This is a genomic window from uncultured Parasphingorhabdus sp., assembly GCF_963677535.2.
Lineage (GTDB): Bacteria > Pseudomonadota > Alphaproteobacteria > Sphingomonadales > Sphingomonadaceae > Parasphingorhabdus.
Genome location: NZ_CAXXUT010000001.1, coordinates 888,239 through 903,903, shown reverse-complemented (window position 1 = coordinate 903,903; position 15,665 = coordinate 888,239). Strand labels below are relative to the sequence as shown.

Annotated in this window: 17 protein-coding genes; 9 read left to right on the top strand and 8 right to left on the bottom strand. The window is 58.4% G+C overall.

The features are described 5' to 3' along the window. Window positions 1-55 precede the first annotated feature (55 nt). The 4 genes from ACHZCJ_RS04375 (at window position 56) to ACHZCJ_RS04360 (ending at window position 4,853) form a co-directional block, all read left to right on the top strand. Window positions 56-283 carry a hypothetical protein gene (locus tag ACHZCJ_RS04375; protein WP_321324199.1) on the top strand — a complete coding sequence of 76 codons (228 nt, stop codon included), beginning with the start codon at window positions 56-58 and terminating at the stop codon, window positions 281-283. Beyond that, complete coding sequence (gene carB / locus ACHZCJ_RS04370) at window positions 283-3,618, top strand: carbamoyl-phosphate synthase large subunit (RefSeq protein WP_321324197.1); 3,336 nt, start codon at window positions 283-285, stop codon at window positions 3,616-3,618. The genes ACHZCJ_RS04375 and carB overlap by 1 nt, the downstream gene beginning before the upstream one ends. A gap of 114 nt (window positions 3,619-3,732) precedes the next feature. Continuing rightward, window positions 3,733-4,206 (top strand): transcription elongation factor GreA, encoded by a 474-nt coding sequence (greA, locus tag ACHZCJ_RS04365; RefSeq protein ID WP_159642093.1) that lies wholly within the window; start codon window positions 3,733-3,735, stop codon window positions 4,204-4,206. Window positions 4,207-4,211: 5 nt separating this feature from the next. Continuing rightward, a complete protein-coding gene (locus ACHZCJ_RS04360; RefSeq protein ID WP_321324194.1) occupies window positions 4,212-4,853 on the top strand; it encodes a rhomboid family intramembrane serine protease in 642 nt (213 codons plus the stop codon). Here ACHZCJ_RS04360 and ACHZCJ_RS04355 read toward each other — a convergent pair. From ACHZCJ_RS04355 to ACHZCJ_RS04335, 5 genes are all read right to left on the bottom strand, one after another. Further along, a complete protein-coding gene (locus ACHZCJ_RS04355; RefSeq protein ID WP_159642097.1) occupies window positions 4,850-5,104 on the bottom strand; it encodes a DUF4170 domain-containing protein in 255 nt (84 codons plus the stop codon). The genes ACHZCJ_RS04360 and ACHZCJ_RS04355 overlap by 4 nt on opposite strands. After that, window positions 5,101-5,640 (bottom strand): hypothetical protein, encoded by a 540-nt coding sequence (locus ACHZCJ_RS04350; RefSeq protein ID WP_159642099.1) that lies wholly within the window; start codon window positions 5,638-5,640, stop codon window positions 5,101-5,103. The genes ACHZCJ_RS04355 and ACHZCJ_RS04350 overlap by 4 nt, the downstream gene beginning before the upstream one ends. 3 nt (window positions 5,641-5,643) lie before the next feature. Continuing rightward, window positions 5,644-5,970, bottom strand: a complete 327-nt coding sequence (locus ACHZCJ_RS04345; protein WP_394700026.1) for a hypothetical protein — start codon at window positions 5,968-5,970, stop codon at window positions 5,644-5,646. Continuing rightward, on the bottom strand, window positions 5,967-6,350 hold the full coding sequence (locus ACHZCJ_RS04340; RefSeq protein ID WP_321324190.1) for a phage holin family protein: 384 nt from the start codon (window positions 6,348-6,350) through the stop codon (window positions 5,967-5,969). The genes ACHZCJ_RS04345 and ACHZCJ_RS04340 overlap by 4 nt, the downstream gene beginning before the upstream one ends. A gap of 62 nt (window positions 6,351-6,412) precedes the next feature. After that, on the bottom strand, window positions 6,413-6,949 hold the full coding sequence (locus ACHZCJ_RS04335; RefSeq protein WP_321324189.1) for a hypothetical protein: 537 nt from the start codon (window positions 6,947-6,949) through the stop codon (window positions 6,413-6,415). Between the two features lie 203 nt (window positions 6,950-7,152). On the opposite strand from ACHZCJ_RS04335, the gene eno reads away from it, so the two are divergent. From eno to ACHZCJ_RS04315, 4 genes are all read left to right on the top strand, one after another. Beyond that, window positions 7,153-8,427 (top strand): phosphopyruvate hydratase, encoded by a 1,275-nt coding sequence (gene eno / locus ACHZCJ_RS04330; RefSeq protein ID WP_321324186.1) that lies wholly within the window; start codon window positions 7,153-7,155, stop codon window positions 8,425-8,427. A gap of 100 nt (window positions 8,428-8,527) precedes the next feature. Beyond that, window positions 8,528-8,839, top strand: coding sequence for a septum formation initiator family protein (locus ACHZCJ_RS04325; RefSeq protein WP_159642109.1), 312 nt, complete (start codon window positions 8,528-8,530; stop codon window positions 8,837-8,839). A gap of 117 nt (window positions 8,840-8,956) precedes the next feature. Next, window positions 8,957-10,042 (top strand): pyruvate dehydrogenase (acetyl-transferring) E1 component subunit alpha, encoded by a 1,086-nt coding sequence (pdhA, locus tag ACHZCJ_RS04320; protein ID WP_321324183.1) that lies wholly within the window; start codon window positions 8,957-8,959, stop codon window positions 10,040-10,042. Then, a complete protein-coding gene (locus tag ACHZCJ_RS04315; protein WP_159642113.1) occupies window positions 10,042-11,424 on the top strand; it encodes a pyruvate dehydrogenase complex E1 component subunit beta in 1,383 nt (460 codons plus the stop codon). The genes pdhA and ACHZCJ_RS04315 overlap by 1 nt, the downstream gene beginning before the upstream one ends. A gap of 27 nt (window positions 11,425-11,451) precedes the next feature. Here ACHZCJ_RS04315 and ACHZCJ_RS04310 read toward each other — a convergent pair whose 3' ends face one another. From ACHZCJ_RS04310 to ACHZCJ_RS04300, 3 genes are read right to left on the bottom strand one after another with little or no spacing between them, the layout of a single operon-like run. Next, window positions 11,452-12,150 (bottom strand): TadE/TadG family type IV pilus assembly protein, encoded by a 699-nt coding sequence (locus ACHZCJ_RS04310; RefSeq protein ID WP_159642115.1) that lies wholly within the window; start codon window positions 12,148-12,150, stop codon window positions 11,452-11,454. After that, on the bottom strand, window positions 12,147-12,746 hold the full coding sequence (locus ACHZCJ_RS04305; protein WP_321324180.1) for a TadE family protein: 600 nt from the start codon (window positions 12,744-12,746) through the stop codon (window positions 12,147-12,149). The genes ACHZCJ_RS04310 and ACHZCJ_RS04305 overlap by 4 nt, the downstream gene beginning before the upstream one ends. An 8-nt stretch (window positions 12,747-12,754) precedes the next feature. After that, window positions 12,755-14,797, bottom strand: coding sequence for a TadE/TadG family type IV pilus assembly protein (locus tag ACHZCJ_RS04300; RefSeq protein ID WP_321324178.1), 2,043 nt, complete (start codon window positions 14,795-14,797; stop codon window positions 12,755-12,757). Between the two features lie 169 nt (window positions 14,798-14,966). Between ACHZCJ_RS04300 and ACHZCJ_RS04295 the strand changes: the two genes are divergently transcribed. Next, the gene (locus ACHZCJ_RS04295) at window positions 14,967-15,638 is read left to right on the top strand and encodes a hypothetical protein (protein ID WP_321324176.1); all 672 of its coding nucleotides are present in this window, start codon (window positions 14,967-14,969) and stop codon (window positions 15,636-15,638) included. Window positions 15,639-15,665: the final 27 nt, after the last annotated feature.

Below are 15,665 nucleotides of genomic sequence, written 5' to 3'. Positions count from 1 at the left end.
GAAGGACAGTTTTGGGCTGTTCAATAAATTTGCAGAAATATTGGGAGCATAACGAATGGCAACCGTCCGAAAATTTGATGTCGAAACGTTGGATAACGCAACCCCTCATGATGAAGTGGCTTCTGCCACCGTCAGGTTGGTTGATTGTGGGAAAGAAAAGTTTATCCAAATTGATACCTATGGACGCACTACCCGCGAAAAGCCGGGTAAACTCTCTCAAACCACTCGGCTTGATCAACAAGCATTTGAAAAACTAGTAGAACTGGGGCGTAAGCACTTTTAATGCCTAAAAGAACTGACATAAAATCCATCCTCATCATTGGCGCCGGCCCGATCATTATCGGCCAAGCCTGCGAGTTTGATTATAGCGGCACGCAGGCGTGCAAGGCGCTGAAGGAAGAGGGCTACCGGATCATATTGGTCAACTCCAACCCGGCGACGATCATGACCGATCCGGAAATGGCGGACGCGACCTATATCGAGCCGATCACGCCGGAAATTGTCGAGAAGATCATCGAGAAGGAACGGCCGGACGCGATCCTGCCGACGATGGGCGGGCAGACGGCGCTGAACACGGCGCTCTCGCTGAACAAGATGGGCGTGCTGGAGAAATATGGCGTCGAGATGATCGGCGCGGATGCCGAAGCCATCGACAAGGCCGAGGACCGCGAGAAGTTCAAGGCGGCGATGGACAAGATCGGGCTGGAAAGCCCGCGCAGCGCCGTGGCGCATAGCGAAGAACAGGCGATGGAAATCCTCGAGAATATCGGTCTGCCCGCGATCATGCGGCCGAGCTTCACCATGGGCGGCACCGGTGGCGGCGTGGCCTATAACCGGGAGGAATTCGTCCATTATGTGCGGACCTCGCTGGAAGCCTCGCCGACCAACGAGGTGCTGATCGACGAAAGCCTGATCGGCTGGAAAGAATATGAGATGGAGGTCGTCCGCGACCGGGCCGACAATTGCATCATCATCTGCTCGATCGAGAATGTCGATCCGATGGGCGTGCACACCGGCGACAGCATCACCGTGGCCCCGGCGCTGACCCTGACCGACAAGGAATATCAGATCATGCGCAACGCCAGCATTGCGGTGCTGCGTGAAATCGGCGTCGAAACCGGCGGTTCCAACGTCCAGTTCGCGGTCAATCCGAAGGACGGCCGGCTCGTGGTTATCGAGATGAACCCGCGCGTGTCGCGGTCTTCGGCGCTGGCGTCCAAGGCGACCGGCTTCCCGATTGCCAGCGTCGCGGCGAAACTGGCGGTCGGCTATACGCTCGACGAGATCGACAATGACATTACCGGCGCGACCCCCGCGTCCTTCGAGCCGACGATTGACTATATCGTCACCAAGATTCCGCGCTTTGCCTTTGAAAAGTTCAAGGGCGCCGAGCCGCTGCTTTCCACCGCGATGAAGTCGGTCGGCGAAGTCATGGCGATCGGCCGGAATATCCACGAATCCATGCAGAAAGCACTGCGCGGTCTGGAAACCGGACTCGACGGTTTCAACCGGGTGCAGGATCTGATCGGCGCGCCGCGGGAAGATATTGCCGCAGCCCTGGCGCTGGCGACACCGGACCGGATTTTGGTTGCCGCCCAGGCGATGCGCGAAGGTTTCTCCAACCAGGAGATCCACGATATCGCCGGTTTCGATCCCTGGTTCCTGTCGCGGATCCGCGAAATCATCGATGCCGAACAGGCGATCATGGACAATGGTCTGCCCAATGATGCGCAGGGCATGCGCAAGCTGAAATCCATGGGCTTTTCCGACGAGCGGCTGGCCAAGCTGGCGATTGATTCGGTCCATGTTGCCGGCGGCACCGGACGCGCCGTCGCCGAAGGCCACGGGCTGGTCCATGACGCGCTGGCCGCGATGGCGGGCGCGACCACCGAAGCCGAAGTCCGGGCCTTGCGGCACAAGCTGGGCGTCCGTCCGGTGTTCAAGCGGATCGATACCTGCGCGGCGGAATTCGAGGCAAAGACGCCCTATATGTATTCCTCATACGAAGCGCCGATTTTCGGGGAACCGGAATGCGAGGCGCAGCCGTCTGACCGCAAGAAAATCGTCATTCTCGGCGGCGGTCCGAACCGGATCGGGCAGGGGATCGAGTTCGACTATTGCTGCTGCCACGCCTGTTTCGCGCTGTCGGACGCCGGTTTCGAGACGATCATGGTCAACTGCAACCCGGAAACCGTCTCCACCGACTATGACACCTCCGACCGGCTCTATTTCGAGCCGCTGACCGCCGAGGATGTGCTGGAAATCCTGCACGTCGAGCAACAGTCGGGCGAACTGGTCGGCGTGGTCGTGCAATTTGGCGGACAGACGCCGCTGAAACTGGCGCAGGCGCTGGAGGACGCGGGTATTCCGATTCTTGGCACCTCGCCGGATGCCATCGATCTGGCCGAGGATCGTGAGCGTTTTGCCCGGCTGGTCAACAAGCTGAAACTCAAACAGCCGGAAAACGGTATGGCCCGGACCCGCGACGAAGCGGTGAAGATTGCCGAGCGCATCGGCTATCCGGTGCTGATCCGGCCGAGCTTCGTGCTCGGCGGACGGGCGATGGAGATCGTCGACGGTCCGGCGCAGCTGGAAGATTATATCAACACGGCGGTGCAGGTGTCGGGCGATCAGCCGGTGCTGGTCGACCAGTATCTGCGCGACGCGGTCGAAGTCGACGTCGATGCGATCTGCGATGGTGACCAGGTGGTGGTCTGCGGCGTGCTGCAGCATATCGAAGAGGCCGGCGTGCATTCGGGTGACAGCGCATGTACGATCCCGCCGTACAGCCTGCCCGACGATATTATCGCCGAAATGGAGCGGCAGACCGAGGCGCTGGCTTTCGGCCTGAAAGTCCGCGGCCTGATGAATATCCAGTTCGCGGTCAAGGATGGCGAAGTCTATCTGATCGAGGTCAACCCACGGGCCAGCCGGACCGTGCCCTTTGTCGCCAAGGCGATTGGCGTGCCGATTGCCAAGATCGCGTCCCGCGTGATGGCCGGAGAGAAGCTGAAAGATTTGCCGACAATTGACCGGCATATCGACTATATCGCGGTCAAGGAGGCGGTCTTCCCGTTCAACCGTTTCCCCGGCATCGATCCGGTGCTGTCGCCGGAAATGAAATCGACCGGCGAAGTGATGGGCATTGACCAGAGCTTTCCGATTGCCTTTGCCAAGTCGCAGCTTGGCGCCAATACGCGGCTGCCCGATAGCGGCACGATCTTCATCTCGGTCAAGGAAACCGACAAGAAGGTCATCGAACCGGCGGCGCGTCTGGCCGAAAAGCTGGGCTTCAAGCTGATCGCAACGTCGGGAACGGCCGCCTATCTGGCGGAGCGCGGGATCGCGGTGGAGAAGGTCAACAAGGTGGCCGAGGGCCGCCCGCATATTGTCGACCGGATCAAGGACGGGGATATCAACCTGATCTTCAACACCACCGAGGGCTGGCAGTCGACCAAGGACTCCAAATCGATCCGGGCGGCGGCGCTGGTTGGCAAGATTCCGATCTATACAACCGCGACCGCGAGCAATGCGGTAATGCAGGCGATCGAGGCTTTGCGTGACGAGACTCTTGAAGTTCGCGCGTTACAGTCCTATTACAAGGCTTCGCAGACTTAATTTTCCGACATTTCGTCACACTGCGGGCGCTTCTCCGGGGAGGGGCGCCGGAAAACTGTTTTTGACGCTGCACGGCAGGAATCGGCAGCGTATCAGTAAGGAAAGGCCAATCTAATGGCTGTTGAAAAAGTACCAATGCTCGTTGAAGGCCACGCCAAGATGGAGGCCGAACTGAAGGCGCTGAAGGCTGAACGGCCGGTCATCGTCGACGCGATCGAGACCGCGCGGGCGCATGGTGATCTTTCTGAAAATGCCGAATATCACGCGGCCAAGGAACGGCAGGGCCAGGTCGAGGCAACGATCAGCGATCTCGAGGACAAGCTCTCCCGCGCGCAGATCATCGATCCCAAGACCCTGTCTGGTGACAAGGCGGTGTTCGGCGCGACGCTGACCCTGCTCGACGAGGACGACAAGCCCGTGAAATACCAGCTGGTCGGTCAGGCGGAAGCCGATGCCAAAGCCGGCAAAATCAGCTATAACTCGCCAATCGGCCGCGCCCTGATCGGCCGCAGCGTCGGTGACGAAATCGAGGTGACGGTGCCGGCGGGCGACAAATATTTCCTGCTCGACAAGATCGAGTTTATCTAGACCAGATGCAAATTCCGGCGGGAAAACTGACCAACTGGCTGATCATAGCCAATGTCGTGATCTTCCTGTTGGTCTGGGTTTTCGGCTGGCAGCAGGAGGCGTTCCTGCGCGGCGGCATGTTTCCGGTCCGGTTCAGCGGCGATTCTCTGGATCCTGCCGCCTATGGCTGGATGGTGCCGGCCTGGCTGACGCCCTTGTCATCGGCCTTCCTGCACAGCGGCCTGCTGCATCTCAGCTTCAACATGCTGATGCTGCTGTTCTGCGGGCGCTTTGTCGAACAGGCGATGGGCGTGCAGCTAACGGCGCTGATCTACGTGGCCGGTGCCTATGCGGCGGCCTTCGCGCAATATGCAGTCGACAGCGATTCGCTGGTCCCGATGGTGGGCGCAAGCGGCGCTATTTCTGCTCTGCTCGGTTCCTATGCGCTGTTGTTTGCGCGCAACCGGGTTGATCCGGTCGGCCCGATCCCGGGCCATATTGTCCGCATTGTCTGGCTGACGCTGGCCTGGGTCGGTATTCAGTTGATGATCGGGGTCGCGGCCAGCGGCGGCTTGCAGGGGATCGCGATCTTCGCGCATATCGGCGGATTTGTTGCCGGTCTTCTGCTGACCAGACCGTTGCTCAGGTGGCGTTTTCGCAACGCCTAGTCTTGCGCAGGCGTCTGGTCTTCCAGCGGAACGTCCGGCTCAAGCAGCTTGTGCAGGTGGACGACAACATATTTCATTTCGGCGTCATCGACCGTCATCTGGGCCTTTGAACGCCAGGCGTCCTCGGCTTCGTCATAGTCGGGATAGACGCCGACCAGATCGATCTTGTCGAGATTGACAAATTCCAGACCGCGCGGATCCTTGACCCGTCCGCCCATGACCAGATGCATTTTGCTGCGTTGCTCTTTCATTTCTTGCCCTGATGTTCTTCTTTTACCGCATCCTGTGCCGCGGCCATCGCGGTCTTAGCAGCCTCGATCGCTTTGCCAAACATATCTTTGAACTGTTCGCGCATATTGTCATTGGTCAGGCCCATCTCGCTAATCTGGTCGCGGCTGGCATCCTTGGCTGCTTCATAGGCGGTTTTCGCGGTTTCGTTGATCTTGCGTCCGGCGGCGCCGACATATTTGCCTTCGGCCTTGCTCTTGGGCAGCAGCGCGCCGATCAGGACGCCAAGCGCTGCACCACCCGCGACAATCGCCAGCGGGCTATTGGTGATCGTCTCTTCCGATTTGGCGGCGGCCTTCTTGGCGACATCCTTGGTCGCTGCCACGCGTTCGGCCGCTTTCTCGCGGCCTTCGCCGAGCAGTGCCGCGGCCCGGGCCTTGCTTTCAGACATTTTCTCACGCGCTGCCGCCGTGCTTTCGGTGGCAATATCCCTGGCCGATTCGAGCCGTTCCCGGGACGCTGCGCGGGCCTTGTCGATATTGTCGGTCAATTTGTTCATGCTCTATTCCTCGATTTGATCCGGCTCGGATGTCTTGCGGTTGGCGATCAGTCTGGCAATCGGCTTGCGCATCGCGATCAGCGTCGCGGTGGCGGCAACGGTGGCGGACAGGCCGGGATTGGCGCGAATACCGTTGACGGCACTGGTGCCGGCGTCGCGCATCCGCTGCGTTGCCTTGCTCTTGGCTTCGGACACGAGATTGGCCGGTTTCAGCCGCTCCCTGGTCTCCGCCGTGTCCCGTTTCAGGTCGGCGCGCGCCTGGTCGCGGTTGATCGCCAGATTGCGCAGGCTGAAGATATCGTCATTATTGTGCGGCATTGTCAATCTCATGCATCGGTTTCATCCAGCGGCAGCTTTTTCGCCTGCTTTATGGCCACGCCCATGGTCGTTGCCGCGACCAGCAAGGTGAGGCCGGTGACAATAGCGGTTGCGGCCAGCGGACCGACATGGTCCGCCAGCACCAGCAATATTCCCAAAATCAGCGCAATGATAGCCATTATGCCGAAAATGATGCCGATGCCGGCCAGCGTCACTATGCGCTTGGTCGCCGCCATGTTGACCGACAATTTTGCGCGATAATATTCCATTTCAGCATGGGCCAGAACGCGCACATCATCGATCAGGCCGGTGATCTGCGATTTCAGCGATTTGGCGTCCGCTTCATCGGCAAAAGCTGTGGCGGAGTCTTCGGAAAGACGTTCATCATCCAAAACTGGAATTTCCTTGTCCTGCAACATCAGTCACCCGCGGCTGTTCATCAGCCACGATAGACTCATGCGTCGTTGTCATCCATCCCTGATTTGATCAGACGGGAAACGAGAAATCCGACAACCGCTGCCGCGCCGATCGCCACGGCCGGGCTCTTGCGAACATATTCGCGGGCGTCTTCGACGATTTCGTCGACTTCCTTCGAATTCAGCTTCTCGGCAAAGGAGGATACGGCGTCAGCGGCCGAGCGGGCATAATTGCCATATTTCTCGCCGACATTATCGTCGATGGTTTTGGCGCTATCCTCGATCATCTTGCTCAGATTTTCGATCGCGGTGCCGGTGCGCTCCTTGCCCTGGCTGGCGGCCGACTTGGCTTTCGATACCGCGCGTTCCTTGAAATCGCCGGTGGTATTGGCGCTGGCGTCAGGCGATGCAGCCGCAGCCTTGGTCGCGCCGGCTTTCAAGGGCGCTGCCTTTTGCGCTTTCGTGCTGCGCACCTCGGACGTGTCCTTGGTAGCAGTGGTCTTTTTGGCTGCCGGTTTTTTCGTCGCGGGTTTCTTCGCAGTGGTCTTCGCGGTTGATTTCTTGACTTCTGCCATGATCACTATTCCTTCTTCATTGTCTCTTGCCAACACTCCACAAGCGGAAAGCGTTCCATTTGCGGTCCCCGTTTACTCGAAATGGTATCATTTGCCTATGAAACAAGGGGAAAGCGGACAGAAAAGCGGTTCAATGGATTGCAAGAAGCCGGTCATCGCATTAAGGCCGTGGCCAACATCTATCCTTCATTCGGAGCTCCATCATGACCGCAATAATCGATCTTCATGCCCGCCAGATCCTGGATAGCCGGGGCAACCCGACGGTGGAGGTCGATATCTTGCTGGAAGACGGCAGTTTTGGCCGCGCGGCGGTTCCCTCCGGTGCGTCTACGGGCGCTTATGAAGCGGTTGAACTGCGCGATGGCGACAAGAGCAAATATCTCGGCAAGGGCGTCCTCAAGGCGATCGAGGCGGTCAATGGCGAAATCAAGGAAGCACTGACCGATCTGGATGCCGAAGACCAGGAAGAGCTGGATGCGGCGATGATCGCCCTCGACGGTACGCCTAACAAGGCGCGGCTGGGCGCCAACGCCATTTTGGGCGTCAGCCTGGCGGCGGCAAAGGCAGCAGCCGATGCGCGCGGTCTGCCGCTCTATCGCTATGTCGGTGGCGTCTCGGCTCATGTTCTGCCGGTGCCGATGATGAACATCATCAACGGTGGCGAACATGCCGACAATCCGATTGATTTCCAGGAATTCATGGTCATGCCGGTGGGCGCCGGCAGCCTGTCGGAAGCGGTCCGCTGGGGCTCTGAAATCTTTCACACGCTGAAAAAGGGTCTGTCCGAAAAAGGGCTGGCGACGGCAGTCGGCGACGAAGGCGGTTTTGCTCCCAATCTGGGGTCGACCCGTGAGGCGCTCGACTTCATCATGGCTTCGGTTGAAAAAGCCGGATTCAAGATCGGCGACGAAGTGGTCCTGGCGCTCGATTGCGCTGCTACCGAATTTTTCCGCGACGGCAAATATCATATCTCGGGCGAGGGCAAGGTGCTCAGCCCGGCGGAAATGTCCGATTATCTCGCCGAACTGTGCAAGGACTATCCGATCAAATCGATCGAGGACGGCATGTCGGAGGATGATTTCGAAGGCTGGAAGCTGATCACCGATGCCGTTGGTGATAGTGTGCAGCTGGTCGGTGATGATCTGTTTGTTACCAATCCCGAGCGTCTGTCTATGGGTATCAACGACGGTCTGGCCAATTCGCTGCTGGTGAAGGTCAACCAGATTGGTACGCTTTCGGAAACGCTCGCGGCGGTGCGGATGGCGCATAATGCGTCCTACACCGCGGTGATGTCGCACCGTTCCGGCGAAACCGAAGATTCGACCATTGCCGATCTCGCGGTTGCGACCAATTGCGGCCAGATCAAGACCGGCAGCCTGGCGCGGTCGGACCGGCTTGCGAAATATAACCAGCTGATCCGGATCGAGGAAGAACTCGGCAATGTCGCCCATTATGCAGGACGCTCGATCTTCAGCTGACCGCCGGTTCCTCGTTTCCGCGGGGCGTTTGGGCGCTGATCTGCCAAAATGGGTGTTAAGCCCCTTGCCAGCGAATCACTTTTCTGATTCAAGGTGAAATATGGCGCAGCACGAAAAAATTTCAGGTCTGATCAAAGCGGCTCTCGGGCCGGGGTTCGCCCTGATGACCCTGCTTGCCATTGCCGGCTATGCCGTGCTCGGTCCAACCGGCGTGCTGGCCTGGGGGGAATATCAGGCAAAGCTGGAACAGCGCGGCATTGAACTGGCCAAGCTGGAGGCCGAGCGGGACGCCCTTAAGAACAGGGTAGAGCTGCTCGATCCGCGAGGCGCCGATCCGGATCTGATCGGCGAATTGTTGCGCAAGAAGGTCAACGTCATCCATCCGGACGAAATCATCGTTCCTCTGAAATAGCGACAAGCCGTTTCCGTCCATATGCTGAATATTTAATCGTTCGCCGAACCTAAGTGCTTGGGTAACGGACCACTATTGGCTATGCTATTTGCTAGTCAAAAGAAGGATCCCGCTAGCGTGGCAAAAGCTCCCAGGAAAACCACCCCAGCCAAGAAGCCTGCGACGCCGAAGCGCGCGCCGGCGAAAGCCAAGTCGGCCGTTCAGTCGACCGGAGGCTTGAAGGCTCCCATTTACAAGGCAACGAAAGCAGAAATGCTGGAGTTTTACGAACAGATGTTGCTCATCCGGCGTTTCGAGGAAAAGGCCGGGCAGCTTTATGGCCTCGGTCTGATCGGCGGTTTCTGCCATCTTTATATCGGTCAGGAAGCGGTGGTGACCGGCCTGCAGTCGGCAATCAGTCCCGGCAAGGACAGCGTGATAACCGGCTATCGCGACCATGGCCATATGCTTGCCTGCGGGATTGATCCGAATATCGTGATGGCCGAGCTGACCGGCCGGGCTTCGGGCATATCGAAAGGCAAGGGCGGCTCGATGCACATGTTCTCGGTCGATCATGGTTTCTACGGCGGCCATGGTATCGTCGGCGCGCAGGTGTCGCTTGGCACCGGTCTCGCCTTTGCCCATAAATACAAGGAAGATGGCGGTGTCTGTCTGGCCTATTTCGGCGACGGTGCTTCCAACCAGGGGCAGGTCTATGAAAGTTTCAACATGGCCGAGCTCTGGCAGTTGCCGGTGATTTTCGTGATCGAGAATAACCAATATGCCATGGGCACCAGCGTCAATCGCTCGTCTGCCGAAGACCAGCTCTATCGTCGCGGCGAAAGCTTCCGCATTCCCGGTGTGCAGGTCGACGGCATGGATGTGCTGGCGGTTCGCGGCGCGATTGAAGAAGCGTTGAAGGATGTCCGCAGCGGCGGTGGTCCTGTGTTGATGGAACTCAAGACCTATCGCTATCGTGGCCACTCGATGTCCGATCCGGCGAAATATCGCAGCCGCGACGAAGTGCAGGACGTGCGCGAGAAATCCGATCCGATTGAACGGTTGAAGGCGGCCCTGCTGAAGCAGGGCGTCGAGGAAGACGAGCTGAAAGCGATGGACAAGAAGGTCCGGAAGACCGTGATGGAGGCGGCGGATTTCGCCGAAGAGTCACCCGAACCGGAATTGTCCGAACTTTATACTGACGTGCTGGTGGAGCAATATTGATGGCGATCGAACTGAAAATGCCCGCGCTGTCGCCGACGATGGAAGAAGGCACATTGGCGAAATGGTTTGTCAAGGAAGGTGACGAAGTCAGCTCCGGCGACATATTGGCGGAAATCGAAACCGACAAGGCAACGATGGAATTCGAAGCGGTCGATGAAGGCGTGATTTCGAAAATTCTGGTCGCGGCCGGAACCGACGAGGTCGCGGTCGGCACGGTAATTGCCGAAATGACCGGCGAAGGCGAAGAAGCCGGATCCGGCAACGAAGCCGCTCCGGCCAGCGAAGCGAAGGAGGAGGCCAAGCCCGAACCGGCGGACGAAGCCAAGCCCGAGATCATGGAGGTCGCGCCGCCGGCGCCGGTCTCGCGGGCTGATGACCCGTCGGTTCCGGCGGGCACGGCAATGGCCTCGATCACCGTGCGGGAAGCCCTGCGCGATGCGATGGCGGAAGAAATGCGCAAGGATGACACGGTCTTTGTGATGGGCGAGGAAGTCGCCGAATATCAGGGCGCCTACAAGGTAACCCAGGGGCTGCTCGACGAATTTGGCGCGAAACGGGTGATTGACACGCCGATTACCGAACATGGTTTTGCCGGCATTGGTGCCGGTGCGGCGATGGGCGGATTGAAGCCGATTGTCGAATTCATGACTTTCAACTTCGCAATGCAGGCGATCGACCAGATCATCAACTCGGCGGCGAAGACCAATTATATGTCCGGCGGCCAGATGCGCTGCCCGATTGTCTTCCGCGGTCCCAATGGTGCGGCATCCCGCGTGGGCGCGCAGCATAGCCAGAATTACGGTCCCTGGTATGCGGCTGTTCCCGGCCTGATCGTCATTGCGCCTTATGATGCAGCGGACGCCAAGGGCTTGCTTAAAGCGGCTATCCAGACTCCCGATCCAGTGGTGTTTCTGGAAAACGAGCTGCTTTACGGTCGCTCGTTCGATGTTCCGGAGATCGAGGATTATACGCTGCCAATCGGCAAGGCGCGAATCATGCGCGAAGGCAGCGATGTTACCATCGTCAGCTATTCGATCGGCGTCGGTCTGGCGCTGGAAGCTGCTGACACACTGGCAGGCGAGGGGATAGAGGCGGAGGTCATCGATCTGCGCACCTTGCGGCCACTCGACACGGAAACCGTGCTCAAGAGTCTGGCCAAGACCAACCGAATGGTGGTGGCCGAAGAAGGCTGGCCGACCTGCTCGATCGCGAGCGAGATTGTCGCGCTGTGCATGGAGCAGGGCTTCGACGATCTCGACGCGCCGGTGATGCGGGTCACCAACGAGGATGTGCCTCTGCCTTACGCCGCCAATCTGGAGAAGGCAGCGCTTATCGACAGCGCGCGGATCATCGAGGCGGCGAAGAAAGTCTGCTACAAATAGAGCCGTGCTGGCCCGGCCTGGTCCGGGCTAGTCGACACCGTCAAAGACATCGCAGCGGGATACCGGGTCACTGCCGGTCTGGTCATAGATTTGCGACAGGTCGCGGCGATCGCGCACGTTAAAGGCACCGCGCGTCGTAATGGTCCGCGTGCTGGTGAAGGTGCTCGATATCAACGGCTGATAATCGTAGGATATTTCTACGAAGATCACTGCCTGTCCATCGGGGGCGGTCACCTTGGCACCGGCGGGGCCCATGCCATTGACAGGGCGGGAGGGTGAACTCGCGCCAGCGGTGCCATAGCTGGATTGATGGACTTTCTTGCCCTTGCATCGCTGCCAGTGGATATATTGATCGCCGTCGCTGTGCTTTTCGAGACTGCTGATGATGACGCGGCCATGTTCATATATATCGACATATTCACCGGCCTGGCGGTCCGCGCCGACGAACAGGTCGTTGATCTCGCTCTCGTAGATTTTTTTCTCGGACAACAAGGAGCCTTCCCCGATCCGGGAGGCGTTGTCCGCTGTGTGCATGGAAATCTGGTTGACCCGCATCCGCACCATCGCGACATTGGCGACTTCTGCGCCGTACATGCCGACGCCCATCAGTACCGGCAGGGAATAGGCCAGTTCGATCATGGCCAGGCCGCTCGTATTGGCCGCGAGAGCGGACAATGTGCGTTTCATCGACAGGACGGGTTTCCGCCAGCTGAGTTTGTTCTTCAACTGCAATTCTTTATCTCCCCGCGATCAGATTGTTCGCCGAATGGCTGGTTTCGGACGACGGTGCTGGCCTGAATGACCTCGTCTTGCGACAGCCCGATCAGTTCAGCCATCGGGAACAGTCGTGGATAGGTCACCTTCACGGTATAGAGGACGGCATCCTTGGCATTACCCTGGCCGGCAACGCCACGGTCGGCGTCCCAGCTGTCATTGCCATTCACGTCATCATAGGGTTCGCCGTTATTGCAGACGCCATCACCATTGGTGTCGGTAAAATCTTCCGGCTTGGCGACGTCGGAGAAATCGCTGTAATTCTTGCGCGTAAATTCAAACTCCGAAAACGGTTCGGCCTGCACGACCGGCAGCATCAGCTCCTTGACCCGATCGTCAATCGAGCTGGCGTTGGCAGAGCCGTCGTCGAGACTGGCGTCGCGGGCAGCCTTCTGTACGGAACCTTGCAGGATTGCCGTCGCGTAGATCCGGTGGCCGAGATCGAGCATCCCCATTATCAGCAGGATGAGGACGGGCGCCACCATGGCGAATTCCACCAGCGCTGCACCGTCGTCCGCTTTTTTGAGGGCGCGAAATTTTTTCAGCAATCCGCACATCAATTTGTCAGCCTCAGTTGCGAGATATCATTTGCGATCGAGCGGAAATTCTCCAGCAGTTCAGAGCTGTTGCTGGCGTTGTAGAATTTGCCGGAGGTCGCGCAATTCTGCAGATTAGTGATCGATCCCGCGCTGACGCCATTGCCGAACGAGACCACCCACAAGGTGATATTCTTGTTCTTGATGGCACTGCACATCGCGAGGAAGCGGCTGTTGACCTGGGTTGTCAGATCGTTGGTCGATGGCGAACTGCTCGCCGAAGTCCGGCGCCGGTCATACCATTCCACCCCGTAGGATGTATATTGGGAACTGCTCGTCACCGTGTCGCCATCGGTCATGAAGATCAGGTGGCGGTCAATCGCGCCGCCGGTATCCGATGCGGCATTTTCCGATGCGAAAATCCCGGTCGGCGATAGCAGCCGCGCGCCCCAGATCAGTCCGATGTCATGATAGGTGCTGCCGATGGCGTCGAGATTGTCGAGATAGGAATCAAAGTCGCTTGGCGTGTCCCACCGTTGCAATTTCCGCGCTTCATTGGCGCAGGTATAGCTATAATTGCGGCTCAGATTGCTTGAAGTCGAGACGGTCGAGGTGGTGCGGCTGCCGTAGGAATTATAGCGGCCCCAGACGGCTTCGTCGAGCAAAGGTCCCCATTGCGTCGCGGGATTACCGGTGGTCGGCACCAGATCGATGTTAAGATCGTAGGCGGCGGTTGGTATCGGACTGAAATTACTGGTCCGGACGGTCTGCCGCTCTTCGATGCAGCCATCCCAGGCTACGCCGGTGTCCAGGCCCTCGTTGCCGACCGGAAGGTCAAGCGAGTCATTCCAGTTCGATCCGCCAGCCTTCAGGGCGCTGACATCAAAGGTGACAGGCTTGTAGTCATAATGGGAGAATACCTGTTGCTGTTCATAGACCGGCGTGTTGACCTGCCGATATTCCCGCTGCTCGACAATGTCGCGCGTCCGCAGCTTGATTTGGCAGCGATCCCTACTGCTGCTATAGCTTCTGCTATAGTCATATCGGGTGCCCCTGACGTCAACATACCAGCGGGTGATCTGCTGACCGCCGGATGTCCAGCTATATTCATCATATCTCGATCCTTCGGAACCCGACATATCATCATAATCGGCGGGCTGAAGCGCGCTGCAGGCACTGCTGTTGCGGACGTCATAATGCGTTTCGATCGTCGACCTGCTGCTCCAGCCGCCGTCATAATAATAGTTGCTGCCATAGAGATAGGGCGTGCCCGGCGTATAATCGACGACGACATTTTCCACCGTCGAAATGGCTTCCCGCGACTGATAGGTCCAGTTATCGGCGATATAGTCGTTGGGCAGAAGTTTGCCGACGTTCACATTGGTGCTGTAGGGAACAAAGCCGAAGCGCAAATGGGCTGTATTCTCGCTGCCGGAAGCCGGTGTCGATCCGCAATCCTCGTCGCTGTCTCTTTTGGCGAGGGTTTCGTAGAAACATTTCACCGCAGAGCGCAGACCCCGGATTCGGGCGTTGGAGGCCTCCCTGTTGCCATTGTTGCTGCAATAGGTGGAACCGGTGTCCGGGCAGTTCATCGAACCGGTGGTATCCAGAACGAACATCACGTCCGTGTTGGGAATACTCATTGAGGCATCGCATTCGACGGAGACATTCTTGGTGCCGAAGCCGAACATCTGCATCACTGCCATATCGACCTTGACCGAGGCAACGCCGGTTACCGTGCCGGCATTTTCGGAGAAAGAGGAGGTTCCGTCATAGGAGCCAAAGGCATCGGTATCGAAATTGGCCTTGAACATATTCTCCGCGGCCGTGTTCGCCGCGTTGCTGTTGGCGGTCCATGTGCCGCCGCCCATCTGGCGCCGACCGGCCAGCGCGCCGGCATCGCATGCCTGCTGCAGCCGGGTCTGCACCAGATAGATGCGGCTGACATCGACGCCGCCGCCAATCATTGCGGCCAGCGGAAACATCGCCATGCCGGCCATGGCAAGCGTATTGCCGGCGGTATTTGAACGCAGCTCTTGTAAGAAAGACTTCGCTGTTTTCATCTTGTTCCTGTCAACCATGCCATGCCCTCGATCTATACGGGAACAGCAGAGCCATCCCGTTTCGTTGCGGTGTGCCTGATAGGGAGAAAAGGGTTAGTGACGGCGCAATAGGCGTGGTTAAAGCCATGTTTACCTTGATTTTTCGCAGAAAACCGTCGACGCCATGTCCATGTCTGACACGGTTTTACAACTTGAACCAATACACAGGTTGATCCACGCTTATGCAAAGCAGCAGGAACGCTCCCGATATGCGTTGCTGTTTGCGCTCGATTCCCGTTTCGCCGACATTATCCGTTCAACCTCCGAAATATTGATTGGACAGATGCGGTTAACCTGGTGGCGGGATATTTTAACCAAGGCTCCGGCAGAGCGTCCGGCCGGCGAGCCGCTGGTCGAGCAGATTAATCGTCTCGAACGGAAAGGCGGAAATCTTGCGCCGCTGCTGATCCTGCTCGACGGTTGGGAAGCGATGCTGGATGATTTCCCCTGGGGCGAGCGCGAGTTTGAGAATTATGCTGCTGCGCGCGGTCGCGGCTTTTTTGCTTTCGGACTGTCGGGCGAACAGGCGTTGACCGCGCGTCAGACCGAACTCGCCCGGGCATGGGCGTTGTGGGACTTTGCCCGCCACTGTTCGGATGCCGCGATGCGCCAGTCCGCGTTCGACCGTTGTACGGAAATTGTGCGGTCCGGCGACAGGCTTGATTTTGACAGAAGCGGTCGACCGCTCTCAATCCTCTGCAAACTGATGATTCATGATGTTAGGAAAGGCCAACTGGCTGCCGATCTTTACAGTCCGACCAGCGCCGCGCGCATCATCTGGCACGGGATTGCTGGCCGCTAGACCCTGGATTGACAGCCGCAGATCCGC